Source organism: Limibacter armeniacum (genome assembly GCF_036880985.1).
GTDB classification, from domain to species: Bacteria; Bacteroidota; Bacteroidia; order Cytophagales; family Flammeovirgaceae; genus Limibacter; species Limibacter armeniacum.
Genome location: NZ_JBAJNO010000009.1, coordinates 1463782 through 1490780, shown reverse-complemented (window position 1 = coordinate 1490780; position 26999 = coordinate 1463782). Strand labels below are relative to the sequence as shown.

Below are 26999 nucleotides of genomic sequence, written 5' to 3'. Positions count from 1 at the left end.
CACACGCTTATGCCAGGTCAGTTATGCTAGAAATTCTTTAAGTAATGCTCTGTCGTCAAATGGATGTCTTACGCCCTCAACTTCCTGATAGGTTTCATGTCCTTTTCCTGCAATCAGGATTATGTCGTTGGGTTGTGCCATAGTACATGCCATCTTGATGGCTTCTTTGCGGTCCGTAATCTTCATGACTCTTCGGGTATCAGCAGGGCTGATACCTTCCATCATGTCATCAATGATGTCGTCAGGCTTTTCAAACCTTGGGTTGTCTGAAGTGATAAATACAAGGTCACTCATGTTGGCAGCCGTTTTGGCCATCACAGGTCTTTTGGTTTTGTCCCTGTTTCCGCCACAGCCTACAATCGTGATAATACGCTCACCAGGAACTCGCAGTCCTTGGATTGTGGAAAGTACATTTTCCAAGGCATCAGGCGTATGTGCATAGTCAACAATGCCTCTTACCTGATTGGGAGAAACGATTTGGTCAAACCTTCCCGGAGCAGGTTTTATTTCAGAAAGTACTGTCAATACGTCATCTGAAGGCTCGCCCAAAAGGATGGCAGCAGCGTATACGCCCAATAGGTTGTAAGCATTGAAGTCGCCGATCAGTCGGAACCAAACCTCTTTGCTGTCAATTTCCATCAGCAATCCTTCAAAAGTATTGGCAATCAGTTTGCCTTTGAAGTCAGCCATTGATTTCAGCGCAAAAGTATGGTGCTTTGCCTTGCAGTTTTGAAGCATCACTGAGCTTCTACGGTCATCTGCATTGACTAGTGCATGTGCAGAAGGTGACAGCTGATCAAAAAGCTGCTTTTTGGCATTGATATAATCCTTGAATGTGCCATGGTAATCCAAGTGGTCATGGCTGATATTGGAGAACAAAGCTACATCAAATGCTAAACCGGCTATACGCTCCTGTACAATAGCATGTGAGCTGGCTTCCATAAAACAGTGAGTGCATTTACGTTCGACCATTTCAGCCATTAGCCTGTTGATTGTAATGGCATCAGGTGTTGTCAGTTTGGTTGGGATAACCTCTTCGTTGATTTTGTTTTCAATCGTAGACAGTACACCTGCATTGTAACCCATTTTTCTAAACAACTGGTGCATCAGCATGACCGTAGTTGTTTTACCATTGGTACCTGTAATGGCTACCAGTTTGAGTTTTGAAGATGGGTTGTCATAGAAGTTGGAGGCCAAATGCCCTGCTGCTTTTGCTGTATTGGCAGCTTGAATATAGACAATTCCTTCATGCAGGGTTGCCGGAAGCGTTTCACAGACTACAGCTACAGCACCATTCTGCAATGCTGCCTCAATATAATTGTGTCCGTCAGCCTCACTGCCTTTGACTGCAATAAATAAGTCTCCGTCTTTTACCTGACGGGAATCAATATGCAGATTGTTAACTTGGAGGTTGCTGTCTCCTTTGATGATTTCATGTGGGTACTCACCCAGTATATGTGCAAGTGTCTTGATGGCTGTAATTGTTTTGTATGCTTAATTTGGATTTCGAAAGGTCGAAAAAAGCTTTCCAAGCAAAGAGACGACCATTTTTTTGTCTTATTAGTAGTCCTTAATAGGAAACTTGCAAGATTATAAAAAAATAATTGAGAATGTAAGGTATCAAAAGGGTTTTTTCTTCACAGTGTTGACAAGATAGGTGATTTAATATCTCTTTCATCTTACGGTCATATGGAAGGTGTTGGAAATGCCTGAATATGAATTTATGAAAACTTAACACTGTTGGGGATTACCTATTTCAAGTTTGGTGTGTCCTTTAATTGAACTCAGCCAAGATGAGATGGAAAAATTGTCTCTAATGTTAAAACACAAATTGAATTTTTTAAACCAAAAATTAGCATACGATATGAAGAAGTTATTGACGATATTGGTTCTGTTGACAGGTATGATTACAACAACAATGGCACAGACGAACGATAATGACAAAAGCATGATAACTGTAGAAGGAAAAGCAACTTTCAGTATGTTGCCTGAAAAGATGATTATTCAGATTCCAATCTCAGTAGAAGATACCGACTATACACAGTGCTCCAAGAAAATGAAAGAAGCATTGGCTGCGCTTAGAGGGGCTTTGGAGAAAAACGGTATAGACAAGGAGGCGCTCAAAACTCAGCATTTCCAGATTAATGAAAACTATGAGTACACACAAGGTAGACGTATTAAAGTAGGTTATAAGGGCAGCGTGAATATGCTGGTGGAGCAGAAGTTTACACAAGACCTGCTAGATAAGGTAGTGGAAGTGATGCAGAATGATACTTTCCCTTATGGTTACAACGTAATGTTTGACTTGACTGAAGAGCAGAAAAAAGCAGCAGGAGAGAAGGCAATTGAGATGGCGGTAGCAGATGCTAAACACAAAGCTAAGATTCTGACTCAGGCTGCTGAAGTGAAATTGGGTAAGATTCACGCTATCCATTATGATGTAGCGAATATCCGTCCGATTCCATTAAGCCCAATGTACAAGCAAGACATGGCAATGAGCAGAGCGGGCGGCGGTGACCAACTGGAGTTGACACCAAAAGAAATTGAGGTGGAGAAGAGTGTGACGATCGCATGGATCATTGAGTAATGTAGACAGTAAATGTCAGACAAGTGATATTAGAATTAGGAGAGACGCTTTGCAAGCGTCTCTTTTTTTGTGACTGTCTCTTTGTATATTGGTAGAGTTAAATTGATAGTTTCAGGTCTAAATCTTATATCTCAGATCTAAATACTTTCCCATGAATATAGAACGAATTAAAGAACAAGCTGATGAGATGTTGCCTTGGCTTGTGGATATAAGAAGGGATTTCCATATGCACCCCGAATTAGGTAGGGAGGAGTTCCGTACACAGCAGAAAATTATTGAATATCTGGAAGAACTTGATATTCCATATACCAAGATTGCTGGTACAGGTGTGGTGGGTATTATCGAAGGGGCAGAGCAGGGAAAAGTGGTTGCCTTAAGAGGGGATATTGACGCCTTGCCGATTCAGGAACTGAGTGATATTCCCTACAAATCCACTTATGATGGAAAAATGCATGCCTGCGGACACGATGCCCATACCACTATCGTATTGGGTGCTGCGAAAATCCTGAAAAGCATGCAATCAGAACTGAAAGGAACTGTAAAACTGTTCTTCCAGCCAGATGAAGAATCAGATGGGGGAGCAGAGCCTATGATCAAGGAAGGTTGCCTTGAAAACCCGAAAGTAGATTATGTAATGGGCTTGCATATGCAACCAGCCATGAAAACAGGAACTGCCCGTGTAAAATATGGACACCTGAATGCTGCATCGGATACGCTGGAAGTAGTGGTGAAAGGTGCATCTGCTCATGCAGCCTACCCTGAGGCAGGGGTAGATGCCATTATGATTGCCGGACATGTGATTACTGCCTTACAGTCGTTAGTGAGCCGAAACATCTCACCATTGAATTCTGCCGTGGTAACGCTTGGTACTATCCGAGGAGGTACCAAACATAATGTGATAGCCAATGAAGTAAGGATGGATGGGACCCTGCGTACACTTGACCCAGAAACCCGTCAGTTCTGTTACCGCAGGTTACAGGAAATAGTGTCTAACACAGCAAAGGCACATGGAGGGGAAGGTGAAGTGATTTTCAAACCAGGTGACACCGCCCTGATCAACCACGATGAAGCAGTAGATGTAGCTAAAGCCAATGCAGAACTGCTGTTGGGAAAAGAGAATGTGACTCTGAAGGAACAGCCAAGCTTAGGCGTAGAAGATTTTGCCTACTACCTCGAAAAGACAAGCGGTGCTTTCTTCCACTTGGGGTGTGGCAACGAGGAAAAGAAAACCACAGCAGGAGCTCATACAGGTTGGTTTAATGTAGATGAGGATTGTCTGCCGATTGGCGTAGCATTGCAGGTGATGAATACCTTGACTTTGTTGGGGTAATAATAAAAAGTTAGCTGAGCGAAGGCGAAGCTGAAGGGGGTTCAAGAATTAGCATAGCGGTTCTTGGACCTGTTTTTTTTTAGTTAACTATATCGTTCTGCAACCTTGTAGTGTTTAAGCTTTTGCTAAATGGGAGGAGTATAGCTTGTTGGACGAGATAATTTAGAGATTTTGAGAGTAGTGCTGAGAACCATATTTATACTAGGAGTAGTTATTGGCGGGGTTTGGTTTTTGATTTATTTTAAAAATTTGAAGTATCGTACTTTCAGTGGTATGATTAAAAGTCATTATGGAGAAACTGCAGAAAAGTCTACCTTAAAAAATGAGCCGATTTATTATGGGCGTTCATGTCAAATATGGTCAGATAGTGTGTTGATTAATACAACTAAAGATTCAGTAGTGTCCTATCCAATTGGACAAATAATGCGCTATAAAAGGTTGATTTCAGGACCAAAAGGGATGGTTCGTGGAGAGAGAACAACTTATGAAATATTGGATACAATTTCCCATAAGTATATTGAGGTGGAGAAAAAGGTACTGGGTAGTAATAAGCGTAGGGAAATATTCATTGCAGTTTATGACATTATAGAATGAGAGGCCTGACCAAACTAGTCCAAGAGTTATCGAAGTAATTCTTGGGCCTTTTTATTGCTACTGGTTTTGTTTTGTAGTTTTCCAGTATACGGTGCTGTTGCGTAATATTCTTTTGAAGTAAGGTGGATCTGGTGTATTGCCCTCCCATCATCGCCAAATGCACGAGCAGGATGGAAGCTTATTTTCTTTGAAGAAATATTGTAAGGTTTTGGGGGAGATTTCGGAAAGGAAAGAAAAAATATAGGAACAATTCATATCAAGCAGCAATTTTTGGCGGACAAGCCACAGCAGAAAGAAGACTTTCTGTAGGATAGGCAACCAACAGCTGTGCCATTACTTTCAGGTAAAAGGCAGCGACAAAAAACTTTTCTATTCTGTTTGGTTCTGAGATTGGTGGTGTGGGTAAACCGTACAGGTCATAAGGTTTTGCCCAATATTTTTTTCGTCGACCTGACAAGCGGAGAAAAGGGTTAGCAACCTTCACTAAAACATAAGGGTGGCGCTTCCAATAAGTCTGATGGATTCGGTACCAACGTTTGATCAGTGAACGTATGCGTGGCAAGCGGCAAAATGAAGATTGCCGGGTAAAGCAGAAACGGTACTGGATATTGTAATGGCGACCCGGAAATGAGAATGTGGCTTTACCTTGCCTATTCAGACGGTGGTCTGCCAAAAAATCACGTACACGGTAGCGATTATCCTTTTGATTACGCAATAGCCCTCGTTTTCCTCTGCACCAATTTTTTTGAGGTAAATGTCTACGAAGCCAAAAACTGTTATTGTTGCCAATTGTTCTATCGTGACGACATGCTATGCTGCGGCGCTGTTGTGCCAACTGTTGCGCCCTTCGAGGACAGTATCTGCCATTGATGCTATTACGTTCCACCTCTCTGCTGACAGTAGACCTGTGTACACCAAGGCGCTTACCGATTTCGGTAAAGCTACAGCCTGCCGACAGGGCATGGGCAATCTGTTGTCGATATGGAAAAGTAAGATGCTTCATAGGCATACTCATTATACAGGATTTAGTGCATTGGAGAAAACATCGGCATATAGGAAAGAAGTAAGGTTTGGAAGGAAGTAGTGACAGTTTGTTTTAACTGGCTTCAGAATTAGTACAGCGGTTCTTAGATTTTGTTTGGAAGTATATGCTTCTGAAAATGTATAGCACAAGTATCACATTTCTGTACTTGCTAGATGTATCAATGGAATACGTTTTCTACATTTTTAATTTCTTCGAAGTTGTTGAAGATACTATCAGGGATAGATGTTGGTGTAAGTCGAGTTTTTACGTTCAAGTCCAAAGCAAAATGAGGGATTTTTTGCTCCATATTTTTTCTGTACATCTTATATCCTCTATTTAACTCTCTTAATAAATAGCAATAATCTGCTTCTGAGGAGATTTGGATGTAGATCGATGAGTCTAGTTTATATTCATCTCTATTGTAATAGCTTAATTGTTCGTTGAAGTCATACCAAATGCTAGTATCACTTAAGGTACTGTAAATATTAGTTCCTAATAATACTTTCTCATTATCAGTATTGTAGAATACTCTAAGTTTTGATCTTGTCCCAATGCGTCCTATAATATTCATAGAGGGTCGATACAAAACGATATTCACTTGTTCATTTCCATCAAGAAAGATATTTAAAGTGTCTGAATAATCATTCCCTTTTGCATTGAGCGAGTCCATCATTGTGATCATATCTTGAATAGACAGGTCAGAACAATGCGTATTGTATTTTTTACAGCTAAAGACAATCAGCAATACAAATCCAATTTTAATTAACTGTTTACTTCTCATTTTCAGTATTTAGAAGATTTTAGATTTCCTGTAGAGACAGGACATGCCTTGTCTCTACAGGGATTTGTTATTTACAAGACCCACAACTCCCATCCCCATAATAGAAATCAGCTTGCTGGGCTGAGTCGTTCGCATTAATTCTACAACAGGCAGCGGCTTTGCCTGTCCAGTTTCCGTTGGAGATGCGGGCATATTTAAATGGAGCTTTAACGGCACCTGTTTGCTTGTCTATACAACCGTATTTGCCGTTCTGTTTTACGCTGATGAGTCCACACTCCAGGAAGGTAACCTCCTCATAACCTTGCTGGTTAAGCACTTTTCCGTCAGGTGCTGTGATCGTGTATAATCCATCAGTGTTTTGTACAACAGTATAACCATTGCGTTTGTAATCGATATGTTTGTAGGTAATTGGTACAATCAATCTACCTGCCATATCTACGACACCTTGCCTGCCATTTTTGGTCACGATCGTAAAGCCATTAAATGACTGTTGGGTCTGGTCATAGGGATACAGGTTTTTGACCGAATACTTGGAACGTTGGTTGGTCTGCATCGCCTTGGCAAGTCCTGCATACAGGAAATTCGGATCTATGCTAAGGGCTTTGGTGAAGTAGACTTTTGCTTTGCCTGTATCTTTTTTGCCAGCGTAGTACAGTCCGTATTTGTAGTCGAACCATGGCGTTTGTGGCAGGTGTTCTTTTCCTTTCAGGTACAGTTCCGTCAGTCCTTTTTCGCTATCGGTATCTAAGTATAGCTGCCATAGCAACTGGTAAGGAGCCAGTCGGGCAGGGTTTTTCTTGATGGCTTGCAAACAACTCTGAGCCGCTGAAGGGTAATTTTTGCTTGCCAGCGCCAGTTTGGTTAGGTAGATGTCAGGAGCAGGGTATTGCTTGAGTTTTTCCACAAACTCCATTGTAAAGGTCTTTGCCTTTCCAGCATCATTGGCTACTAGGTAGGCGTAGAGACCTCTGCCTTCCAGTGCCAATTGGTTATAGGGATCCAAGGCAAGTGCTTTGGCAAAATGCTCCTCTATTACTTTTTCCTGTCCTTGGAAATGTGTATGATGCTCAGTCATCAGGTATCCCAATGAGGCCTGTAAATCGGGTTCGTTCGGCAGATATTGGATTCCCAATTCGAGTAGTGCTTTGGCTGCGTCCAAAAGTTCAGTATTCTGGTCTTGTCTGTTGTAGTACAGTTCATAAAGTTTCGCCAACTGAAGATAAGGTAACAAGGCAGTCGGGTTTAGCTGAAGTGCATTTTTCAGTAGGTTTTCTGCTTGTACCAATTGTCCTTGTGCCATACGCAAGTTGGCAAGGTTCGCAAGCACTACAGGGTCATTTCCATCCAGCTTGATTGCCTTTTGTAATTCAGTTTCTGCCAATTTGTAATATCCCATTTCCATATAGATATTGCCGGCGCCTAGATAGCCTTTTGTCTTTTCAGGAGATAAGGCCTTGATCTTTTCAAACTCCTTGAGTGCCTCGGCAAATTTCCCCTCCTTGACGAATGTTTCACCGAGGTTTTTGCGTGGTTCCGTCCATTTCGGAATGATCTCCAATGCCTGTGCAATGCTTTCCTTGGCTTTTGCCAGTTCCATTTGTTTTTTCCTGATCAGTGCAATGCCGTTGTGTGGGAATGCGGACTTGTTATCCTTTTCCAGAATCTTCATAAACAAGGCGACTGCATCATTGTAATGCTTCACGTCATTGTTGACAATAATCAGGTAAGCTTCCAAAAACCACTTACGGATAAACATGTCTTCTGTCAAAAGTGGATCATTTGGATAGAGTCCAATGGCGTAATCCAGTTCGCGGATAGCTTCAGTTACTTCATCGGCTGAGGGTGTTACAGTTTTACCTAGAATAAATGGCGTAATGATCTGCTGAGCCTTGTTTTGTAGTGCTACTGCCAATGAGCCTTTGGCTTTGTCGCTGGTTTCTGTGTCAGCTGTAGCAAGGATTCCGGCATAGAGGTCAACAGCATATGGTTTTGGCAAAGTCAGCTTTGTCTTGTAGAGTTTATGTTGCTTGGTTCCGATAAATACCTGACCGGATGCGTTGACAGTAACGCCTGCTATATCCCCTTCCGGAATACTGAAAGTTCCTACAGGTTTACCTTTGATAAAGTCTACTACTTGCAGGGTTTGTCCTTCATAAGCGATTAAAGCAAAGTTGCTGTGTCCTAATGTGAAAATTCCTTTTACCCCTTTCTTATTCAGTTTGATAGTCTGAGATAATTTAAAGCCATCTGCTTTGTAGACTTGCAGTAAGTTTTGCTCTCCCCCAACCAATAACCACTGGGCATCTGCTGAGAAGGAAATAGGGTGTGTGGTTTTCAAGTTTGTTTCCAGATTGATAAACCTTTTTTGTTTGGTTGCATCCAAGATTTCCACTCTTCCATTTTCAGTAGCCATTGCCCACCATTTGCCATTGGGAGCGATTGCCAGTTGGGTAATGGCTGATGGGATATTGATTACCGTTTCAGCTTCAGGGCTGTTGCCATCCCAAAGCTTGAGGTAGCCCCTTTCATCACCGCTTAGTATATGTCCGTTAGCTGTAAATGCAATAGAACTGACAGCAGTTTTATGTGTCTTGATATGTTTGACTTGTGCCTCGCCTTCCCATAGGCTAAGGTACCCATTGCCTCCACCTAGTGCATAGCGTTCTCCATCTGCTGATGCTGCAATCACTTTTGGGTTATCAAAAGGAACCATTACGTCAACGGTTTGCCTAAGCGAATTATCCATTAGCTTAATATGCTTAGACATATAGTTGACTGCAATGCCATTTTCAGTAATGCTCATGTTTTTGATAAACTGAATACTTGCTTCCTCATTGAAGTCAGCATTTAGGTCAAGCTTATCAGTGCTTTTAAGGGGTTCTAATAGTCTGCCTTCAGCTATGGCTTCTGAAAAGTCATTCAAAAGTGCTTGTACACCTTTACTGTGAACTGGCGCTTTGTCATCTGAAGCGGAGCGTGAGGCGACAAGTCCTTTCAAGTTGTCATACTTATCTTGTCGGGCAAGATCAAGCAGACGTTCATCCACTGTAATCAGTACCTGATCGTCATTTCCCTTGTATTGAGGGGACTGTTGTCCTTTGGTGTCTTTCCTAACATTTGACCTTACAAAGTCATAAACTTCTCCGAGGTTTACCTGTTTGTCTTCATCAATGTCTGCTTCTCCCATTAGGGCTTTCAGCAGGTAATACGTGAATACCCCGTGACCATTTCCCCATTGTACTCCTTCTTCAGAAAGCTGGTTGGGCGCACAGGAAACCAGTTTTCCGGTATTTTCCCACTCAGCTAACAGAGAAGTGAGGGTTTTGTCCGAGACATTTTCACCCACCACATGTCCCGAACGGCAGGCATCCGTGATCAGCAGTACCTTAATGCCTTTGGCAACTGTAGCACGCTGTACAAACTGTTGAATGCGACTAACATCCAAGGCTCCCCCAAAGTAATAGGCTTTTTCAGCAGGGTCAGGTGCATCATGTGTCAGGAGAAATGCATTGTCCGTATTACCATCCACATCTCCATGACCTGCAAAGTAGATGATGACTTGTTCGCCTTTTTGAGCTTCTTGAAACAACGTCTTGTAGATCATTTGCTCCACAGCATGGTGCTGGGCGTTTTCGTCCAGAAATAGGGTAATGTTGGAAGGTTCTATACCACTGTGTTCTTTAAGGAAGTCAGCAAATGCCAAGGCATCCTTGTGGGCATATTGAAGTTGTCCTGAGGGAGGCATGTGCGCATAACGGGAAACACCCACTATAATAGCGCGTACATTAGGACCTAGTGTAACTGTAGAAGCCTTGTTTGAAAGACCTCTTGTCTGGTCTTGCGCTATGCTACAAAAGGGGAAAAGTAGCCATAGCAGTAGTGTTAATCTCATTTGGTTGGTTTTTAGCGTAAATTCTTAGTTTATTGAAAGATAAAAATAAAAAAAATCCAATTGTATTCTTATTTTGCAATTTTTCTACCCAGAAATAGTTGTTTGTCAGGATAACAACGACAACGACTAAAATCTAATTACTCAAAAACGACCCAAAAGAGATGAAAGAAGTTAGAATTGAAAAGCCATTCAATTTGGTGATGAAGGTGGTTGATATTGACGACGTTACTCCTTCATTTCAAATGGATATCGATATTAAGGCTTCAAACGCACATGGTTCCTTCACTTTTAAAGACAGTAGGTGGATTCAATGTTCAGAGTGGGATGCATTTACCTATAACCTGTCAAGGCTTATTTTAGGAGAGAAGCGCATTTTATGTGATGTCAATAGGGATTTTCAGCTAAGTATCCAAAAGCTAAACAAAGAGGAGTATTTTATAGAGTTTGTCAATGCTAGAACAGACGTTACCGGTAAAAAAGTCCAATTTAGTGTAAGCGATGTGATTGACAGAGATGCCTTGGTTAGTATTTCAAATGCCTTTGAAGATTTCCCAAGATGGTGGCACATGTTGATGGTCAGAATAGGTCATTAAACACTTAAGAGGGAATTTACTTTTTACCTAGATGCTTTGATAGTAACCTTTTTGATAACAGCGTTATCCCACTAAGTAGGAGGAATGTTTTTTTGAGCTACAACTTTGTACAAAACTGTACTATATTGCGTGCACATAACTCCAAAACATTTTTTTACGACTAATATCAAATGCAAATCAATCAACGAACTTGCTGTTTTTTTTCAGGGTTATTACTTGGGATTTTTTTCTCATTTAATGCATTCGGACAGGTTGCAAATTCAGCCCTACTAGATTTACGTCAATCAAATGTCAATGAAATCATTAACCTTGATGGTCAATGGGATTTCTATTGGGGTGAATTGCTACTGGAGGAAGATTTAGTGCAAGGGGCTGGTTACAAACGTCAGTTGGTAAAAGTACCGGAGACTTGGAATGGTTTGACGGATGCTTTAGGAAAGCCTTTGCCTTCTTTTGGAGTCGCTACCTATCACTTGAAAGTATTACTGCCTGCAAGTGCACCGGACAAGTTGGCATTGAAAATCAGAACTGCAGGAACGGCTTACCGTTTTTATGTTGATGGTCAGTTGGTGGCTTCAAATGGAAAGGTGAGCAAGAATAAAGAACAGGCAGCTCCTGAATATAAGACGAAAATAGTAAGCTTTCCTGTTAAAGGCGACACACTTTCATTGTTGGTACAAGTATCTAATTTCCATCATAGGAAAGGAGGGTTGTGGCAGTCTATACAGTTAGGGTCAGATGGTGCAATCTTACAGGAAAGAGAGACTTCTACATGGAGAGATATATTCCTTTTCAGTAGTGTGTTGATTGTTGGTCTTTACCACTTGATCCTTTACTATTATCGTAGAAATGTACCAGCTAACCTGATTTTTAGCATTACCTCTTTTGCATTGTGCTTGCGTGCGCTGACTGTAGGCGAATACCTGATGACGGTACTTCTGCCAAGTATGTCTTGGGGGTGGTTGTTAAGGTTGCAATATCTGGCTTTTGAGATTCCACTTATTACAGTACCGCTATTTATCAGGCTACTGTACAGAGATTATACATTCAAGTATTTTCAGGTAGGTGTTAACACGGTATTTGGGATACTGATTGCTTTTACCTTGTTTTCATCAACATATATGGTGTCATATGTGATGGTGGCTATTACTTACCTGTTACCTGTAGTTTGTGCCTATTGTATCGGAACATTGGCATATGCAGCCTTAAATAAGCAGAAAGGGGCATTGATTTTCCTTTTTGGAGCTTTGTCCTTGGTGATTACCTCTGTCAATGACCTATTGCTGAATGAAAACATCATTCAGTCCATGAATATGTTTACCGTAGGTTTCTACATATTTATTTTTTCTCAAGCATCTGTCTTGGCTCAAAACTTCTCTACAGCGTTCTTGAAAAATGAACAGCTGAACAAGGAACTGGATGATATCAACCATAACCTTGAAGAGACTGTCATGGAGCGAACCAACTCACTCCAAGAGGCTAATGAAGAGTTGAATACGCAAAACCTTCAGATTGCAGAGCAGAATGAGGAGTTGGAGCAGCAGAGCCAGCAACTGAAAAAGGTGAATGAGGAAATAACTTCCAGCATTCAATATGCTAAGCAAATCCAAAGAGCATTGTTGCCTTCTCAGGAAGTGTTGAAAAAATACTTTGGAGAGGACGGTTACTTTATATTCTACCAACCTAGGAATATAGTATCGGGTGATTTCTATTTTGTGGAGGAGGTTGACGATAAGTTGATAGTGGTAGCAGCGGACTGTACAGGACATGGAGTGCCAGGTGCTTTTATGAGCTTTATTGGTATTCAGTCTTTGACAGAGATTATTATCAAGAATAAGATAACATCTCCTGACTTGATCCTGAACAGGTTGCATGAACAGGTTTACAAAGCCTTAAGGCAATCGACATCAGGAAACAGAGATGGAATGGAACTCTCGATTATTTGTATTGACAGAAACAAAAACGAATTGCAATATGCAGGTGCGAAAAACCCACTTCTGATCTTCAAGGGTAAAGAAGAGGACTTGATCAAGGGGGATGCAGCACCGATCGGAGGGAATGTATACCAACAAGATAGGGTATATACATTGCATACGATACCTTTGGATGAGCCAGTTACTTTTTACATGTACAGTGACGGTTATAAGGATCAGTTTGGAGGTAAAAACAATATGAAGTTTATGGCTAAAAACTTCCGACGCTTTTTGACTTTGTTGCATAAGGATCCGATGGGAGAGCAAGAATCGATACTTCGGGATAACCTCTTCCAATGGATGAGTCATGGCAACGAAAAGCAAACGGATGATATCTTGGTGATGGGCTTCAAACTATAACTCAAATTTTTTACTATAACTTTTTTTAAACTTATGTTACCCAAAAAAGTCAAAGCTGAGATCGTCATGTGGGTGATGAGAAGAAGGGTGTACCATTATGCACTCAAACATGTTATCCCATATATCAGGTTCTCAACATACTATACTTCACTGAGAGGCTGGAAGTATCAGGTAGGCTACGCACTGTTGCAGCCTGGAGATTTTATATTGACGATTGATAAAAAGAAACTGACTACGTTTCTGATTCCTGGTGAATTTAGCCATGCCGCATTTTGTCGCTCAAAAGGGAGTGATGGTGATTGGGAAATTTCCGAGATGACGCATAGTGATTTTACCAAGTCTTACTTTTTTGATATCTGTAAGGAGTCTGATCGGGTGGTGATTTGCCGATGTCCTGATTGGGATGGCGAGTATTTGGACAAGATGATTGAGCGTGATATGTCCTTTTCAGACCAACCTTATGATAACATGTTTGACCTGAAGTCGGATGCGTTGAGCTGCTCAGAACATATTTATAAGCTGGACCCTGAAAATAGGTTGAAAGTGAGCACTGCCGATGTGATTGGAATCGGCAGCCAATATGTGTCCCCAACAGGGTTATGGAATGCTGAAAACAAGATTGTCGTTTGGGACTCGGATGACTGCGATCCTCCATTGTATTTTCCGAACTGATAGATAAAAGATTAATTGAAAGCCTTCTTCGCCATCGGTCGGAGAAGGCTTTTACTGTTTAGGGGGCATGTTCCGTGCTTTGATGTGATAGATTCTGAATGGTAAAAGCGGAGAACTTGACAGTTCATGGGACAACAATCCGCAGAAACCTTAAATTGCATTATCTGAAAATAAAGGTTAGGCGGCCCTTTCGCCACTTCGATTGAATATGGAAGAAATCAAACACTTGCGTTCCCTCTTGAAGATTGAGCGCGATGAAGACTTTAGACAATACGAGAAGAATGTCCTGCAAACTCCTTTGAATGAAAGAAAACGCAAAGGGATTTGCTGGTACCCTGTCATTATCAAAAAATCTGAGATTGGGACAGGAGAACAGTTTTATATTACCATAGAGCGGGGTTCGTTTAAAGGAACTCCTCATGCTTTTCAGGTAGGAGACTCGGTGACTTTTTTCTCCGAAGGTGGAAAGGATGATGAAAGGTTGAGAGGGGTGGTAGCTGCTGTGTGGGAAGACAATATGCGGATTGCTGTATCTGAGGATGAGTTACCTGACTGGCTGACAGAAGGAAATGTTGGGGTGGATATGCTGTTTGATGATGTAACCTATCGTGAGATGGATTATGCCCTCAAGCAGTTGTTGGAGTTGAAAGCTGGGCGTACACGTACTTTGAGAGATATACTCTTGGGGGAGCAGCCTGCCACATTTGAAAAGAAAGTGCCAAATGGTTTTCAACCTCTAGAAACACTTAACCAAGCACAAAATGAAGCTGTAGCCAAGGTCTTGACAGCGAAGGATATTGCGGTGGTACACGGTCCTCCAGGTACAGGTAAGACTACCACCTTGGTTCAAGTGGTGAAGCTGGTACTGCAACGAGAAAAGCAGGTGCTGGTGACAGCTCCTAGTAACACGGCGGTGGATTTGTTGACAAGGAAACTGGCAGAGAAAGGAATCAAGGTACTGCGGATAGGTAACCCAGCAAGGGTACAGGATGAAGTGATTCAGTATAGTTTGGATGCTCAAATTGAAGCGCATCATGATTTCAAGTTATTGAAAAAGTTGCGTCGGGACGCTGAAGAAGCTAAAAGGCAGGCAGCCAAGTTTAAACGGAACTTTGGTAAAGAGGAGAGGGAAAAAAGAAGAGACTTGTATCGGGATGCCCGTCAGATGCTAAAAGAAGCCGAGCAGCTGGAAGAATATATTGTGGAGAGCCTTACGGATAAGGCGCAGGTAATCACTGCTACTTTGGTAGGTGCTGTCAACAAGTTTATCAAAGACCGTAAGTTCAGTACAGTATTTATAGACGAAGCGGCTCAAGCACTTGAACCTGCTACTTGGATTCCAATACTGAAAGCAGATAAAGTGGTATTTGCAGGAGACCATTGCCAGTTGCCACCAACTGTAAAGTCACAACAGGCAGCAAAGGAAGGTTTGGAAGAGACACTCTTTGAGAAAGTAATGGTTCGGCAGAAGGAAACATCAGTCATGCTGGAAGTTCAATACAGAATGAATGAGCAGATCATGCAGTTTTCCAATGAACAGTTTTACGATGGAGAGTTAAAGGCTGACGATTCAGTTAAAAACCATGTACTCTCCGAGAGTAGTGAACTTCCACAGCTATCAACGGCTGTTGAGTTTGTAGATACGGCAGGGTGTGGGTATGTCGAAGCAATGTACCCAGAAACACAGAGCCGCTACAATGAGGAGGAGGCTGCACTTTTGCTTAGACACCTGACCGGAATACTGCAAGCTTATAAAGCTGAAGGCTCTGTCGAACAACCTTCTATTGGTATTATTTCACCATATAAAGGTCAAGTAATGACTTTGAGTGAACATCTTTTGTCGGATACAGTTTTAAGGGAATGGTCAGACCAGATACAGGTACAGACGGTGGATGGTTTTCAGGGACAGGAGAAAGATATTATCTACATCAGTTTGGTAAGAAGCAATGATGAAGGAAGTATAGGCTTCTTGGCTGATACCCGACGAATGAACGTTGCGTTGACCCGTGCCCGAAAGAAGTTGGTGGTGATAGGGGATAGTGCTACACTTTCATCCCATAGTTTTTACCAATCCTTTCTGGATTATATTGACCGAATAGGCGCTTATCATAGTGCTTGGGAATATATGGAGTAATGAGCTATTGGCAGCTAGATTTTTTGCCAAAAAAGAATACAACTATGCTAATGACAACAAAGGTGCAGCCACATTGTATGTTGGTGGTTTTTTCTGAAAAGGACTTTATCATTCAGGCAGTGAGTGAGAACGTTCCACTATTTTTTTACAGGGCTTCCAAAGAGTTACTGGGGCACCCTTTGTCAGTACTGATGGACAAAACCCGGATGGAGTATATTCACCGTTTGCTGAAGCATGATAATCCAGGGCAAATTCCTCCATTAAGGTTCAGTATTGATAGGGAGGGGAAATTGTACCTTTTTTATTTACAGCTGAGCCGAAGCAACGGAAATGTACTGATTGAGTTTGAAAGGCAACCGGAAGAAGACCTTATTGAACAACTGAACCCTTACGCTATTCTGAATGTGGCTTTTGCCAAGTTGCAGTCCGTAAAGTCTCCACAGGAGCTGTTCAAGCAGATGGTGAAGGAAATGCATATCCTGACAGGGTTTGATCAGATATACTTACTTCGGTTTGACGATGAGTTTAATGCAGAAATAAAGGCGGCATGGGGAAGTAACAGGCAGGACCCGATAGAGTCCATGTGGTTAAGGCATACTGAAGAAGATGATGCCCATGTGCTTTTTCAGAGACCTGTACGATATGTGGTAGATTTTAAGCAGCCTTCAGTAGGAGTTAAGACACTTCGTTCAAAAGCACTTGAAGAAGAAGTGTTAAATGATATGGCTATACAGGCGGTACTGCCATTTGGAAAGCGATATTTTTCTAAAATGGGCGTCAGTTCTGTGCTTTTGGTGAGTGTACAGAAGAATAATCAGCCTTGGGGGGTGGTGGTTTGCTTGAACAAGGAGCGTAATTACCTTTCCTATGAACAGCGGAAAGCATGTGAGTTGCTTTGTCAGGTATTTTCTTCACAGGTTGTTTTACAGGAAGAGATGCAAGAAAAAGAGGAGGCTGCTTACAAGGGCAACTTGTTGAATACATTGATAGAAGCAATTTCCAGTAAGTCATCGTTTTTGGAGGGGTTGGAACAGAAAGAGTCAGCATTGTTGGAGTTGGCTGAAGCTGAAGGAGCTGTTCTTTATATGGGAAACCATTTTGAAAGTTTCGGTAAAGTACCTGAGGAGGAGGATATTCATCTATTGATTGATTGGCTACAGGAAAATCAAAGTGAGGAAATTTATCATACTGACAGGATTCATGAGATCTACCCAGATGTAGGACATTATGGAGGAATACTATCAGCATCTTTGTCTTCCAAGAAACGTCAATACTTGGTATGGTTCAGACCTGAGTACAGATATAATGTCAATTGGCTGGTTGAAATGGCAGGGGATGAGGGAAGAATAGTGACAGGTCAAAGTGAAGAAATAAAGGAGCACTCACAGCCATGGTGTACCCTGACACTGTATTATTTGGGCGAGTTACGTAAGATCATCGTAGAGTCTATACTGAGAACCTTACAGGAGGAGGAAGAGCAGAACGCCCGCTTCAAATATATGTTCCAGAACTCGTCAGACATTATAGCCATTTTTGAGGATGGAGGAAAAATCCGTTACATCAGTGATTCTGCTGAACATATTTTGGGGTATTCGATTGATCACCTGAAATGTTGCTGGAAAGACTTTATTCATCCTGAAGATTTGGATCGTGTAGCAGTAGTTATGCGGGAAGTAAGGGAAGTGCCGGGTATGAAGAAGCGAACAGATTACCGGATGCTTCACTCTACAGGTGTTTATCTTTTTGTAGAAAGTGTCGTGCAAAACCTGTTGCATGAGCCTAATATTCAAGGAGTACTTGTCAATACCAGAGATATTACGCACCATGTGAAAGCCCGAAAAAGGTTACATAAGTTCCAGACAGCCATTGAAAGCAGTAGCAATGGGGTGATCATTATCGAGAATAGCCCAGAAGAAGGGTTTCCTGTGGTATATCAGAATCCAAGGTTTCAGGAAATTACAGGAAGCAGTACTACCCAAACCCTTGGACATCCGTGTGCCTATTTTATTAAGGATGGCGTCAACGATACGGAGATCGATAAGCTGAGAAGTGCATTGAAAAATAGGGAACGGACAGAAGCTATACTGAAAAAATTCAGATGGTATTCTGGTGAACCTTATTGGTGTAATATCCAGCTTTACCCTGTGATGGATGATGAGGAAGAGGTGAGCAATTACATTGCGTTGATAACGGATATAACATACTCCAAAGAGGCTGAACAGAAACTAAAAGAATACGCTGAAAGGCTGTACAACAGTAATGAGGAGTTACAGACATTTGCTTATGTAGCATCCCATGATTTGCAGGAGCCGCTCAGGACGATCAGTGGTTTCAGTGAGCTGCTGGCTGAAATATACAGGGACCAGCTTGATGAGGAAGGGCAGGAGTATATTGACTTTATCCTACAGGGAACAAACAGGATGAAAAGCCTGATAGATGATTTGCTACAGTTCTCAAGAGTCAGTACAGGAGAAGAGGATATTAGGGAAGTGGACCTGAATAAGACGGTCAGGGTCGCATTGGACAACCTTCATTCTTCCATAGAAGAGACAGGAACAATGGTTTACTGTGACCTGCTTCCGGTGTTGCAGATGAACGAGACAATGGTACTGCAAGTGTTTCAGAATATTATCAGTAACGCCATCAAGTACCGCCATAAGGATCGTACTCCTGATATCAGGGTGACATGCAAAGAATTGTCGAGGGTATGGCAATTCTGTATTCAGGATAATGGTATTGGTATTGAAGCAAAACATCTTGACCGTATATTTGTTATCTTTCAGCGTTTGCATACGCATGAAGAGTTTACCGGAACAGGGATTGGGTTAGCAATATGCAAGAAGATTATTGACAAATACGGTGGACGTATTTGGGTGGAATCGGAATATGGAAAAGGAAGCAAGTTCTGTTTTACCATTCCGAAACATCTGGAAGGGCATAATGCGGCTATTTCAGCACCATACTCATGGGCATAATAGTCGATTGTAACATATACTCAGGATATAGGTTGTAATTAGGTAAGGACAATTCATAAAAGTAAAATAAAAAAATAGTGGAGCATTGTTATGAAAAATGAGGTTGTACATATTCTGCTGGTTGAAGACCACTATCCAGATATCGTACTTACCCGAAAAGCATTTGAGCGGTACGGACTGAAAATCAAGCTGCATACTGTCAGAAATGGCGAAGAAGCTTTGGACTATCTGAATAAGCGAGGTGCTTATACAGATGCTGTTTGTCCGGACTTGGTGTTGTTGGATATTAACTTGCCTCGAAAGTCAGGCTTTGAAGTGCTTCAGGAAATCAGGTCAAGAAATTGTTTTGAGACCTTACCTGTTATTATGTTGACGTCATCAGCGTCAGAACAGGACATGAAGAAGTCTTATAGCCTGAATGCGAATACCTACCTGATAAAGCCTTGTTGTCTGGGGGAATATGAAAAATTAATAAAATGTGTGGAGAGTTTTAAATCCCGTAACTGTAAGTGATGCGTAACTCAATAGTGAAGGCTATTGGGAAATGAACAAACGAACTGAATCAATGAAGCTATTATATATAGAGGATAGCTTACCTGACTTCAAACTTTTGCAGAGCAGGTTAAGAAAAGCCTCAGAAGACGGATTTGAAATAACACATGTAACTTCTTTAAAGCAGGCAAAGGAAGCGATACAAGAATACTCTTTTGATTTACTGCTACTGGATTTGTCTTTGCCGGATGCGCATGGCCTTGAAGGATTGGCAGATCTGAAATCCTCATTTCCACTGTTACCGGTAGTTGTGCTTACGGGCAATACCGACAAGACGGTTGGTTTGGAAGCGATCCGGAATGGAGCGCAAGACTATTTGGTCAAAGGAGACTTTTCAGTAGAACTTTTCTCACGGGTCTGTAATTATGCAGTCCAACGCTTCAATATCAATCAGGAGCTGAAGAATGCGCTGACTGCCTTGAAGGAAGAGAAAGAGCTGGTAGAACAAAAAAACCAGCAGATCAATGCTTTTGTCAGTCTGTTGGCACATGACCTTAAAAACCCAGTAAGTACCATCTCAATGCTTACCAATGTACTGCTGAATACAAAAGGGATGGATGATAAGCAGGTACAATACCTGAACCAGATACAGCGTTCATCAGACTCTATGCTGGACCATATTCTTTCCATTATGGAAACAACACAGGTACATAGAGGGGAACTGGTGACCAATTTGGTGGCTGATACCCCATATTATACCCTGAACGCCGCTATTGACCCATTTGTACTGGAAGCTATTCAACAGAATATCATCTTGGATATCCAGTACAGTAAAGTATTGCCAACTGTAACTTTTGACAAGAAATTTCTTCACAATGTCCTGACTCGTTTGCTTGAGTTTATCTTGAGACAATTGGCTGCCAATAGTCGGATTGTGATTGGTGCTGTAGAGGAGAATAAAGTATTGAAGATCACTTTGGATGCTAAAGGTTTAGCCTACAATATGGACGAGATATTGGACTTTATGGGTAATTATAACCCTGTTTCTACGCAGGCAACTGATCAGGAACTGATGGAGGAGTTTCAGCTGAGTGTCGTTAAGCAACAGGTAGTAGCGATGAGGGGGAAAATAGGCGCAGAGCCAAATGCAACTGGCAGGGGAACTGTTTTTTGGTTTACGTTGCCGCTCGCAGGAGAGGCACAAAGAGGTTAGACTTTTACTTTTAAGAGAATAAGCATACAATAGCATGGATAAGATTGCATTGGAAGGGATGGAGTTTTTTGCCTACCACGGCTTCTATGAAGAAGAAAGGAAGATAGGGAACAAATACGGAGTGGACGTGGAAGTTAGTACAGATTTTTCACTGGCAGCCGAACAGGATGACCTGTCGGGAACAGTCAACTACGAATCTCTGTACAAGATTGTGAAAAACCAGATGGAAACCCCGTCGAAGTTATTGGAACATATTGGAAACCGTATCGTGGAAAATATTTTTGAAATACACCCTTTGGTAAAGGAAGCCAAAGTGGTAATCAGAAAATTCAACCCACCTATCGGTGGAGTCTGCAAGGCATCAGTCATCACGATTCACCGACAGAAATAAGGCATAAAAAAGGTCAGGCAATTTTGAAATTGTCTGACCTTTTTTGTGGATGAAAGTGTGGTTTATCTCAGTCTGTCTACTGATTTGACCAATTGCTCGTCTTTCTTGATAAACCTGTTAGCTAGGTTGTTGAAAAGTAAAGCTGCAAATGGAAGGAAGAAACCAACACCCCACTTCGTTTTTAATGCTTCCTGAGTTTCAGGGTAATAGTAGTAGAAGTAAATGTTGATCATCATCACGCCACCAATAAGTAACGTATTAAGCAGGTTGAATTTTACCTGTGTCATACGGTTTTTGAAGCTGAAAAGTGATGCGAATGCTATAATTGCAGCAAGACCAGAGATGATCGCAATATAGTAAGTGCTAGTGCTGCCAACCTTCTCTCCATTGTTGAAGATCGTCAGATTAGTTGCGTCCATCAGTGCTACTACCATAAATTCGTCTCCCTCAACAGTACCTTTCAGCCATGTAGGCATAAAGATCGCAGCGATCATACAAATGGCTACTAGCGCCAAAAAGATAGATTGGACTCTTTGAATCATTTTATAAGGCTTTAATGTAATTTGAATTTCCGATGGGCAAAAATAAGAAGGTTCCTTGAAAGTTGTATGCCACAAAGGCAAACTTCGTAGTCTTTGTGGCATACAAGCCCTCAATTAAGGGAAATTAATGGTAATTGATGTCGTTGGGCTTTTGCGGATTGTAGTTAAATCCGTCACAATAATAGGTATGGTCATCATCATGTTTGGATGTGTCATACTTCACATAACCTTTCAGGTACCCGTCAAACGCTTTTTTCTTGTGTTGCTCATAGCTGTCCATAAACTTATTGACATCATGAGGAGTGGGAGTGATGTATTCCTGAAATACTTCTTCCCTTTTTTGCTTGTCTTTCATAGTAGTCAATGGTTTGTTGCTCGTGTCAATGCTTGTTATTTAGGTAACTGCCTGATGATTCTTTAGGTTTTCTAAAAAATGAGTGAATAAAAAAGCCACCAGCATTGGAAATATGCTGATGGCTTTACGGTCTTTTACCTGTATGTTTCTAGAAACTGCCAGATAGGATATTGTTATCAATCAGTTGAATCATGCCGGTGCCTGCTTCAGAGTAGTCTTTTTCTACCGAAATAAGTCCTACACCTTTTGCAAAGAACAGGTTTTCAACTCCAGCTTCAAGGTCGCCATTACTAGAAGTATGGATAATTGATTTTACTTTTACCTGAATCACTTTGTCGTAATAGCTATCCTTTACACTCTTCAGAAGCCCTTTGTCTTCAATTGAGAATTCGTAAGAATAATATTGAGCAGAAGTACTGTCAGGAGTAACGCTCCATGAATCCCCTATGTCCAGTTTTTCATCCAACATTAGGACAGGTTGCTGGTTGCTTCCTGTTGTACCGGGAAGCAGCAAGAAGTTGATGCCATAATGTTTGCCATCTTCACTTCTATGGTAAGCAGCGCCTAATACAGAAGACTCCAGTTCATCATACTCATAGTCACCGATCAGGACTTTCTGTCCAGTAGACTGCATTTTCAAAGATGTAGAAGTAAGGAAGTTCCCTTCGACCGAATACATCCAGAAACCATTTGTGGTGATAGGTAGATAGCTGGCGCTTTCGCTGACGTTTTTGTTGACAATCGTTTTACCTCCTAATTTGTTTTCCAGCTCTTCCTGAGATAAAAGCGGAGTATCTGTAGCACAAGCTGATAGCAGCGTGACTAAGATATTCACTGCAAAAACAATTTTTTTCATTGGTTTAACTTGTTTTTGGTTTATTAAATCCGGACTACGAGGTTGATACTGTTTTGTAGTGCGAATTTTCCTTGGGTAGGATCGAAGTATGAACGGCCTGCTTCATTGTCAAGCCCTGTCATAGGGAAGTACATGTGAAGTTGTGTCTGTAATCGAATCCCAATCGCATAAGTGAAAAAATGAGATAGTCCAATTTTAGGTGATACAAGTACTCCTCCATCAAAAGGAGGAATGATATTACTGTCATCAGCGGTATAACGGTTGTAGCAGTAACCCAAATCTGCACCACCATATATCATGGAACCGAAGCTGATACGGTAATTGTATCGTGTACCAACACTTAGTTGGATTAACTCATAATCGCTGAAAGACATGCTGTAATAGCCGTCACCTGAGTCAAAATAAAGTGTGTCTGAAATAGTCGGCAGCTGGGCATAAGTGATGCTGGCATCTAATGACCAACCGCTTTCCAAAAAGTCCTGAGTCAAGCCTTTAAGATAATAGTTTCTGTATTTGGCTTTGATGTTTGCATAGTAATCATCTCTCTTCTTTTTCTTTTTTGCTTTGTGGTACTTGATCTTATCAGGAAAGTGTTTGGCATATGATACTGAATAGCTTGTGCCCGCTGTGTGGGTCCAAGACAAGTCAGATATAGGCTTTAACTTTCCAATACCAGCTGTAAGCTCATGATGCTGTCCGAAAGAAGTATTTAATAAAAAAGTGGACAAAACGATTGCCCAAGAAACAGCGAGTAATCTCATCGAATAAAAATTGACATGAAAAATATCCTTCCTGAGGATTAAGTTAGCTAGCTAAAAAAGCGAAGTTTAGTTATTAGGTTAGGAGTAGCCCAGATTACAGCTGGGCTACCCTGACCTTCTCAATGAACAAACGATGACTTTGTGAAATTCGTATGAATTAATATTCACAAAAGATCTACGCTAGATTATATATTTAAAGCACTTTTACCTTGCTCAAACACTACGTCAACTGGGATGCCAGCTTCGCCTAATTTGTTCAAGTCAGCTTGCAGATCAGCTGAGATATTTCCCATTTCACTTACAAGCTTGTTGACACCTTCATAGTCACCATCACCTTGCAGGATCAGGATTTTTTCAGAAAGTGCATTCATTGCTTCTTCCATTTTGTCATAATTGACTTTGTATTTGCCTTCAGGTGTTTTCTCAAAAGCACCGTATGATTGGAAGAAGTTGAAACGGATCATGTTGGCAGCCCCGTGTGCTGAAGCAGCACCAAACCTTACCGAACGGAAGATGCCAGCCATGAAAGTGGTGTAGTAATCTTTCATATCACCATCAATTTCACCCTTTTCATGGAGTTTCTTTACCATGTAAAGGCCCAGTATGTCTGCCTTGCCTTCTTCCAAAGCAGAATAAGTATCTTTCAGTGCGTCTCTTACTGTACCTTTTCCGCTAATTGTATTTTTTATACCCAAACCGTGTGCCACTTCGTGAAACATCGTATTGGCAAAAAAGGCGTCAAACGTAATGTGCTGCTTTTGTGAAGGATCTATTAGTACATCTGAGATAGGTACCAGGATCTTGTCAAACTTGGCACGCATTGCATTTTTCAGTTGCAGGCGGCGAGATCCTTTTTTCAGTTGAACCCTTTCATCATTTGGCAGGTTGATCGCAATTGTTTTAGAACCCGCATTACAGTCCCCTGCATAGAAGACTACATCATAGGCATTCAGTTGCGAGTCAGTACCAGGCTTTTCCTGTTTGTAGTTGTCAGGCACTGGTAATCCCTCTTGGAGTTCAGGTAAAAACTGAGCATATTTTGCCAACTTTTCAGACCACTCCATGTCTTTAATCAAGACATATGCTTCAAAGGACGCTTTGTAACCATAAAGCTTGTCTTCATAGTTTTCAATAGGACCATATACAAGGTCAATCATATTGTCCTTCATATCCATCCACGCAATGTCTGAATTGTAATAGTCATTACTCATCAGGGCCTCAGCTCTTAATGTCAGGTATTGCTTGAAACCTTCGTCTTTGGCAAGCTTGGCAGCTTCTTCCAGTAATGAGGCAGCTTTGCTCAGCTCATCTTTATAAGCTTCAGAGTAAGGGATAACCTTCAGTTTACCCTGTTCATCTCTTCTGAGAACTGTATAAAGGCTAGTCTTTTCATTATTGTCTAGTGCCTCAAATTCTTCCTTGGTAATATTGGTAGGATAGAAGTTGGCAGTTTTTGGTTTTTCGCCTACACCGTTGATGAAAGGCTCATTATTGTTGATTCTGTCCCAAGGACCATAATTGATCTGTGCATAGGATTTCAGGTTTGCGTCCTGAATGCCGTTTAGCAGCTTGGTTTTGTCTCCTGGATAAGCTTGTTTCCAGAACAAGTCATCCATAATCTGAGATGCTTCAATCAGAAGCCCTACCATGCTTTTTTGATCTTCTGACAAGTGACTGAGGTCAGTAGTAAGCTTGAACGATGTGTAGTTGCTCATCAGCTCAGTACCTTTGTCTGTTTTACTGTCAGTCTGTTCTTGACTTTCCTTTTTTTCAGTTGTTTTTCCACATCCGGTCATTAACATACCACAAGCTGTGGCAGCTATGAGAAAGTGCGAAGTCTTCATGAATATATTGTTTTAATTTAAATATGGGATGAAAGTATTGTAAAATACCAAGATCTCCAAGTGTGTATTGTTATTTAGAACATATGTAGATGCACTTGTATGTAAGGAATTTTATATAAATGCATTTTTTGTTGTTAATGATTGAAAATTAACGTTTTAGCGTATGTTCTGTGTTTACTTCTTCAAGCAGCGAAATCAGTGCAGAAACGTGCTTTTTTTGAAGATACGTTTGTCCAAATACAGCTCTGATAGTGTATTTTCCATCAAGTTTGGTATGTGTGAGATATGCCTTTCCTGACTTGTTAATATTATCCAATATACCTTGGTTGTACTTCTCAAGGGCATCTTCCGACAGACCTGTTGGCTTGAACCTGAAGCAAACAAGGTTGAGGTGAGTAGGGGTCATTATCTCGACCTCAAAACGCTGCTTGATCTCCTGTTCAAAATACGTTGCATATGAAAGATGGTCACGAAGTCGGTTTCGAATACCCTCAACGCCAAAGCTTCTGATCACAAACCATAGTTTGAGTGCTCTAAACCTTCGTCCTAATTGCACACCCCAATCACGGTAGTTATTAACGGTATGGTCATTTTTAGTCTTTAAGTATTCAGGAAGAATTTCAAAAGTTCGAATAAGCGCTCCTTTGTCCTTAACATAATAAGCTGTGCAATCGAAGTTGGTAAACATCCATTTATGTGGGTTGAATACATAAGAGTCTGCCAATTCCAACCCATCCAGTATCCAACGTTTTTCGGGTAAGATGGCTGCTGTACCCGCATAGGCTGCGTCTACGTGAAGCCACACATTGTGTTGTTGACAGACCTCCCCAATCATTTTTATCGGATCCATTGCTGTAGAGCTTGTGGTGCCGGTTGCCGCTACTACACAAAGTGGCGTAAAGCCATTGGCAATATCTTCAATGATGGCAGCTTGAAGCTTGTCAGCTTTCATGGCAAAGTGCTCATCGACCTCAATTTTTCTGAGGTGGTCAGAACCCAATCCTGCAATCCTGACAGCCTTGTCAATGGAAGAGTGCGTTTGGGAGGAACAGTAAACACGAAACTGCTCCTTTCCTGTAAAACCAGTGTGATTGATAGTGAAGCCTGAAGCTTTTTCACGGGCAGACAGTATGGCACAGAGTGTTGCTGTAGAGGCTGTGTCCTGTATTACGCCTACAAACTCGTTAGGTAAGCCCATCATTTCTTTGAGCCATTCCATCATTCTCTCTTCCAATTCGGCTGCAGCTGGAGAAGTTTCCCATATCATACACTGAGCGCCCATTGTTGCAGTCAACATTTCGGCGAGTACAGAAGGGTAGCTGCTGTTGGCTGGGAAGTAGGCAAAAAAGTTCGGACTCTGCCAGTGGGTGATACCTTGTAAAATTGTCTTCTGAAAGTCAGAAAAGATTGCTTGAAAATCTTCAGCCTGTTCTGGAGCAGTTTCCGGAAGCAGTTGATAGATGTCGTTGGGCTTTACCTGAGACTTGACAGGATACTGCTCAATCTGTTCAAAGTAGTCCGCCATCCAGTCGACCATCTGGTGCGCATTTTTTCTGAAAGCTTGAATGTCCATCATAAATGTATTTGAGTTTAGTAGTTTGCTAATACAAAACAGTGACTAAATGTAGAG

Annotated in this window: 21 protein-coding genes; 11 read left to right on the top strand and 10 right to left on the bottom strand. The window is 41.5% G+C overall.

What is annotated here, in order from left to right; genetic code table 11:
- Positions 1 to 21 precede the first annotated feature (21 nt).
- Entirely contained in the window at positions 22 to 1473 is a 1452-nt protein-coding gene (locus V6R21_RS23955; RefSeq protein ID WP_408613144.1) for a UDP-N-acetylmuramoyl-L-alanyl-D-glutamate--2,6-diaminopimelate ligase, read from the bottom strand.
- Positions 1474 to 1864: 391 nt separating this feature from the next.
- Between V6R21_RS23955 and V6R21_RS23950 the strand changes: the two genes are divergently transcribed.
- From V6R21_RS23950 to V6R21_RS23940, 3 genes are all read left to right on the top strand, one after another.
- Positions 1865 to 2587 (top strand): SIMPL domain-containing protein, encoded by a 723-nt coding sequence (locus V6R21_RS23950; RefSeq protein ID WP_334246056.1) that lies wholly within the window; start codon positions 1865 to 1867, stop codon positions 2585 to 2587.
- A 151-nt stretch (positions 2588 to 2738) separates the two neighbouring features.
- Complete coding sequence (locus tag V6R21_RS23945) at positions 2739 to 3917, top strand: M20 metallopeptidase family protein (RefSeq protein WP_334246055.1); 1179 nt, start codon at positions 2739 to 2741, stop codon at positions 3915 to 3917.
- A gap of 273 nt (positions 3918 to 4190) precedes the next feature.
- The gene (locus V6R21_RS23940; protein WP_334246054.1) at positions 4191 to 4511 is read left to right on the top strand and encodes a hypothetical protein; all 321 of its coding nucleotides are present in this window, start codon (positions 4191 to 4193) and stop codon (positions 4509 to 4511) included.
- Positions 4512 to 4767: 256 nt separating this feature from the next.
- Here the strand turns inward: V6R21_RS23940 and V6R21_RS23935 are convergent, their stop codons facing one another.
- The 3 genes from V6R21_RS23935 to V6R21_RS23925 form a co-directional block, all read right to left on the bottom strand.
- Positions 4768 to 5514: a helix-turn-helix domain-containing protein gene (locus tag V6R21_RS23935; protein WP_334246053.1), complete on the bottom strand. Its 747-nt coding sequence runs from the start codon at positions 5512 to 5514 to the stop codon at positions 4768 to 4770.
- A 199-nt stretch (positions 5515 to 5713) separates the two neighbouring features.
- Positions 5714 to 6316, bottom strand: coding sequence for a hypothetical protein (locus tag V6R21_RS23930; protein ID WP_334246052.1), 603 nt, complete (start codon positions 6314 to 6316; stop codon positions 5714 to 5716).
- Positions 6317 to 6383: 67 nt separating this feature from the next.
- Positions 6384 to 10208 carry a caspase family protein gene (locus V6R21_RS23925; protein WP_334246051.1) on the bottom strand — a complete coding sequence of 1275 codons (3825 nt, stop codon included), beginning with the start codon at positions 10206 to 10208 and terminating at the stop codon, positions 6384 to 6386.
- Positions 10209 to 10369: 161 nt separating this feature from the next.
- Here V6R21_RS23925 and V6R21_RS23920 point away from each other — a divergent pair, with 161 nt between their 5' ends.
- From V6R21_RS23920 to folB, 8 genes are all read left to right on the top strand, one after another.
- Positions 10370 to 10801, top strand: coding sequence for a hypothetical protein (locus V6R21_RS23920; RefSeq protein ID WP_334246050.1), 432 nt, complete (start codon positions 10370 to 10372; stop codon positions 10799 to 10801).
- Positions 10802 to 10971: 170 nt separating this feature from the next.
- On the top strand, positions 10972 to 13134 hold the full coding sequence (locus tag V6R21_RS23915) for a 7TM diverse intracellular signaling domain-containing protein (RefSeq protein ID WP_334246049.1): 2163 nt from the start codon (positions 10972 to 10974) through the stop codon (positions 13132 to 13134).
- A gap of 33 nt (positions 13135 to 13167) precedes the next feature.
- Positions 13168 to 13806, top strand: a complete 639-nt coding sequence (locus tag V6R21_RS23910; RefSeq protein WP_334246048.1) for a YiiX/YebB-like N1pC/P60 family cysteine hydrolase — start codon at positions 13168 to 13170, stop codon at positions 13804 to 13806.
- Between the two features lie 208 nt (positions 13807 to 14014).
- The gene (locus V6R21_RS23905) at positions 14015 to 15940 is read left to right on the top strand and encodes an AAA domain-containing protein (RefSeq protein WP_334246047.1); all 1926 of its coding nucleotides are present in this window, start codon (positions 14015 to 14017) and stop codon (positions 15938 to 15940) included.
- A 44-nt stretch (positions 15941 to 15984) separates the two neighbouring features.
- Positions 15985 to 18915, top strand: a complete 2931-nt coding sequence (locus tag V6R21_RS23900) for a PAS domain S-box protein (RefSeq protein ID WP_334246046.1) — start codon at positions 15985 to 15987, stop codon at positions 18913 to 18915.
- Between the two features lie 90 nt (positions 18916 to 19005).
- Positions 19006 to 19428: a response regulator gene (locus V6R21_RS23895; RefSeq protein WP_334246045.1), complete on the top strand. Its 423-nt coding sequence runs from the start codon at positions 19006 to 19008 to the stop codon at positions 19426 to 19428.
- 52 nt (positions 19429 to 19480) lie between these two features.
- Positions 19481 to 20620 carry a hybrid sensor histidine kinase/response regulator gene (locus V6R21_RS23890; RefSeq protein WP_334246044.1) on the top strand — a complete coding sequence of 380 codons (1140 nt, stop codon included), beginning with the start codon at positions 19481 to 19483 and terminating at the stop codon, positions 20618 to 20620.
- A 34-nt stretch (positions 20621 to 20654) separates the two neighbouring features.
- Entirely contained in the window at positions 20655 to 21011 is a 357-nt protein-coding gene (gene folB / locus V6R21_RS23885) for a dihydroneopterin aldolase (RefSeq protein WP_334246043.1), read from the top strand.
- 62 nt (positions 21012 to 21073) lie between these two features.
- Here folB and V6R21_RS23880 read toward each other — a convergent pair whose 3' ends face one another.
- The 6 genes from V6R21_RS23880 to V6R21_RS23855 all read right to left on the bottom strand — a co-directional run bounded on the left by V6R21_RS23880 (position 21074) and on the right by V6R21_RS23855 (position 26945).
- Positions 21074 to 21553, bottom strand: a complete 480-nt coding sequence (locus V6R21_RS23880) for a DUF4293 domain-containing protein (RefSeq protein WP_334246042.1) — start codon at positions 21551 to 21553, stop codon at positions 21074 to 21076.
- A gap of 124 nt (positions 21554 to 21677) precedes the next feature.
- Positions 21678 to 21908 carry a hypothetical protein gene (locus V6R21_RS23875; protein ID WP_334246041.1) on the bottom strand — a complete coding sequence of 77 codons (231 nt, stop codon included), beginning with the start codon at positions 21906 to 21908 and terminating at the stop codon, positions 21678 to 21680.
- Between the two features lie 148 nt (positions 21909 to 22056).
- On the bottom strand, positions 22057 to 22764 hold the full coding sequence (locus V6R21_RS23870; RefSeq protein WP_334246040.1) for a hypothetical protein: 708 nt from the start codon (positions 22762 to 22764) through the stop codon (positions 22057 to 22059).
- Positions 22765 to 22787: 23 nt separating this feature from the next.
- The gene (locus tag V6R21_RS23865; protein ID WP_334246039.1) at positions 22788 to 23525 is read right to left on the bottom strand and encodes a hypothetical protein; all 738 of its coding nucleotides are present in this window, start codon (positions 23523 to 23525) and stop codon (positions 22788 to 22790) included.
- Between the two features lie 185 nt (positions 23526 to 23710).
- Positions 23711 to 25369: a dipeptidyl-peptidase 3 family protein gene (locus tag V6R21_RS23860; protein ID WP_334246038.1), complete on the bottom strand. Its 1659-nt coding sequence runs from the start codon at positions 25367 to 25369 to the stop codon at positions 23711 to 23713.
- Positions 25370 to 25517: 148 nt separating this feature from the next.
- Positions 25518 to 26945, bottom strand: a complete 1428-nt coding sequence (locus V6R21_RS23855) for a pyridoxal phosphate-dependent decarboxylase family protein (protein ID WP_334246037.1) — start codon at positions 26943 to 26945, stop codon at positions 25518 to 25520.
- Positions 26946 to 26999: the final 54 nt, after the last annotated feature.

Excerpts from the sequence above, each read along its gene's own strand:
- V6R21_RS23950 (WP_334246056.1), top strand. The coding sequence starts at position 1,865 with ATGAAGAAGTTATTGACGATATTGGTTCTGTTGACAGGTATGATTACA.
- V6R21_RS23945 (WP_334246055.1), top strand. The coding sequence starts at position 2,739 with ATGAATATAGAACGAATTAAAGAACAAGCTGATGAGATGTTGCCTTGG.
- V6R21_RS23940 (WP_334246054.1), top strand. The coding sequence starts at position 4,191 with ATGATTAAAAGTCATTATGGAGAAACTGCAGAAAAGTCTACCTTAAAA.
- V6R21_RS23935 (WP_334246053.1), bottom strand. The coding sequence starts at position 5,514 with ATGAAGCATCTTACTTTTCCATATCGACAACAGATTGCCCATGCCCTG.
- V6R21_RS23930 (WP_334246052.1), bottom strand. The coding sequence starts at position 6,316 with ATGAGAAGTAAACAGTTAATTAAAATTGGATTTGTATTGCTGATTGTC.
- V6R21_RS23925 (WP_334246051.1), bottom strand. The coding sequence starts at position 10,208 with ATGAGATTAACACTACTGCTATGGCTACTTTTCCCCTTTTGTAGCATA.
- V6R21_RS23920 (WP_334246050.1), top strand. The coding sequence starts at position 10,370 with ATGAAAGAAGTTAGAATTGAAAAGCCATTCAATTTGGTGATGAAGGTG.
- V6R21_RS23915 (WP_334246049.1), top strand. The coding sequence starts at position 10,972 with ATGCAAATCAATCAACGAACTTGCTGTTTTTTTTCAGGGTTATTACTT.
- V6R21_RS23910 (WP_334246048.1), top strand. The coding sequence starts at position 13,168 with ATGTTACCCAAAAAAGTCAAAGCTGAGATCGTCATGTGGGTGATGAGA.
- V6R21_RS23905 (WP_334246047.1), top strand. The coding sequence starts at position 14,015 with ATGGAAGAAATCAAACACTTGCGTTCCCTCTTGAAGATTGAGCGCGAT.
- V6R21_RS23900 (WP_334246046.1), top strand. The coding sequence starts at position 15,985 with ATGCTAATGACAACAAAGGTGCAGCCACATTGTATGTTGGTGGTTTTT.
- V6R21_RS23895 (WP_334246045.1), top strand. The coding sequence starts at position 19,006 with ATGAAAAATGAGGTTGTACATATTCTGCTGGTTGAAGACCACTATCCA.
- V6R21_RS23890 (WP_334246044.1), top strand. The coding sequence starts at position 19,481 with ATGAAGCTATTATATATAGAGGATAGCTTACCTGACTTCAAACTTTTG.
- folB (WP_334246043.1), top strand. The coding sequence starts at position 20,655 with ATGGATAAGATTGCATTGGAAGGGATGGAGTTTTTTGCCTACCACGGC.
- V6R21_RS23880 (WP_334246042.1), bottom strand. The coding sequence starts at position 21,553 with ATGATTCAAAGAGTCCAATCTATCTTTTTGGCGCTAGTAGCCATTTGT.
- V6R21_RS23875 (WP_334246041.1), bottom strand. The coding sequence starts at position 21,908 with ATGAAAGACAAGCAAAAAAGGGAAGAAGTATTTCAGGAATACATCACT.
- V6R21_RS23870 (WP_334246040.1), bottom strand. The coding sequence starts at position 22,764 with ATGAAAAAAATTGTTTTTGCAGTGAATATCTTAGTCACGCTGCTATCA.
- V6R21_RS23865 (WP_334246039.1), bottom strand. The coding sequence starts at position 23,525 with ATGAGATTACTCGCTGTTTCTTGGGCAATCGTTTTGTCCACTTTTTTA.
- V6R21_RS23860 (WP_334246038.1), bottom strand. The coding sequence starts at position 25,369 with ATGAAGACTTCGCACTTTCTCATAGCTGCCACAGCTTGTGGTATGTTA.
- V6R21_RS23855 (WP_334246037.1), bottom strand. The coding sequence starts at position 26,945 with ATGATGGACATTCAAGCTTTCAGAAAAAATGCGCACCAGATGGTCGAC.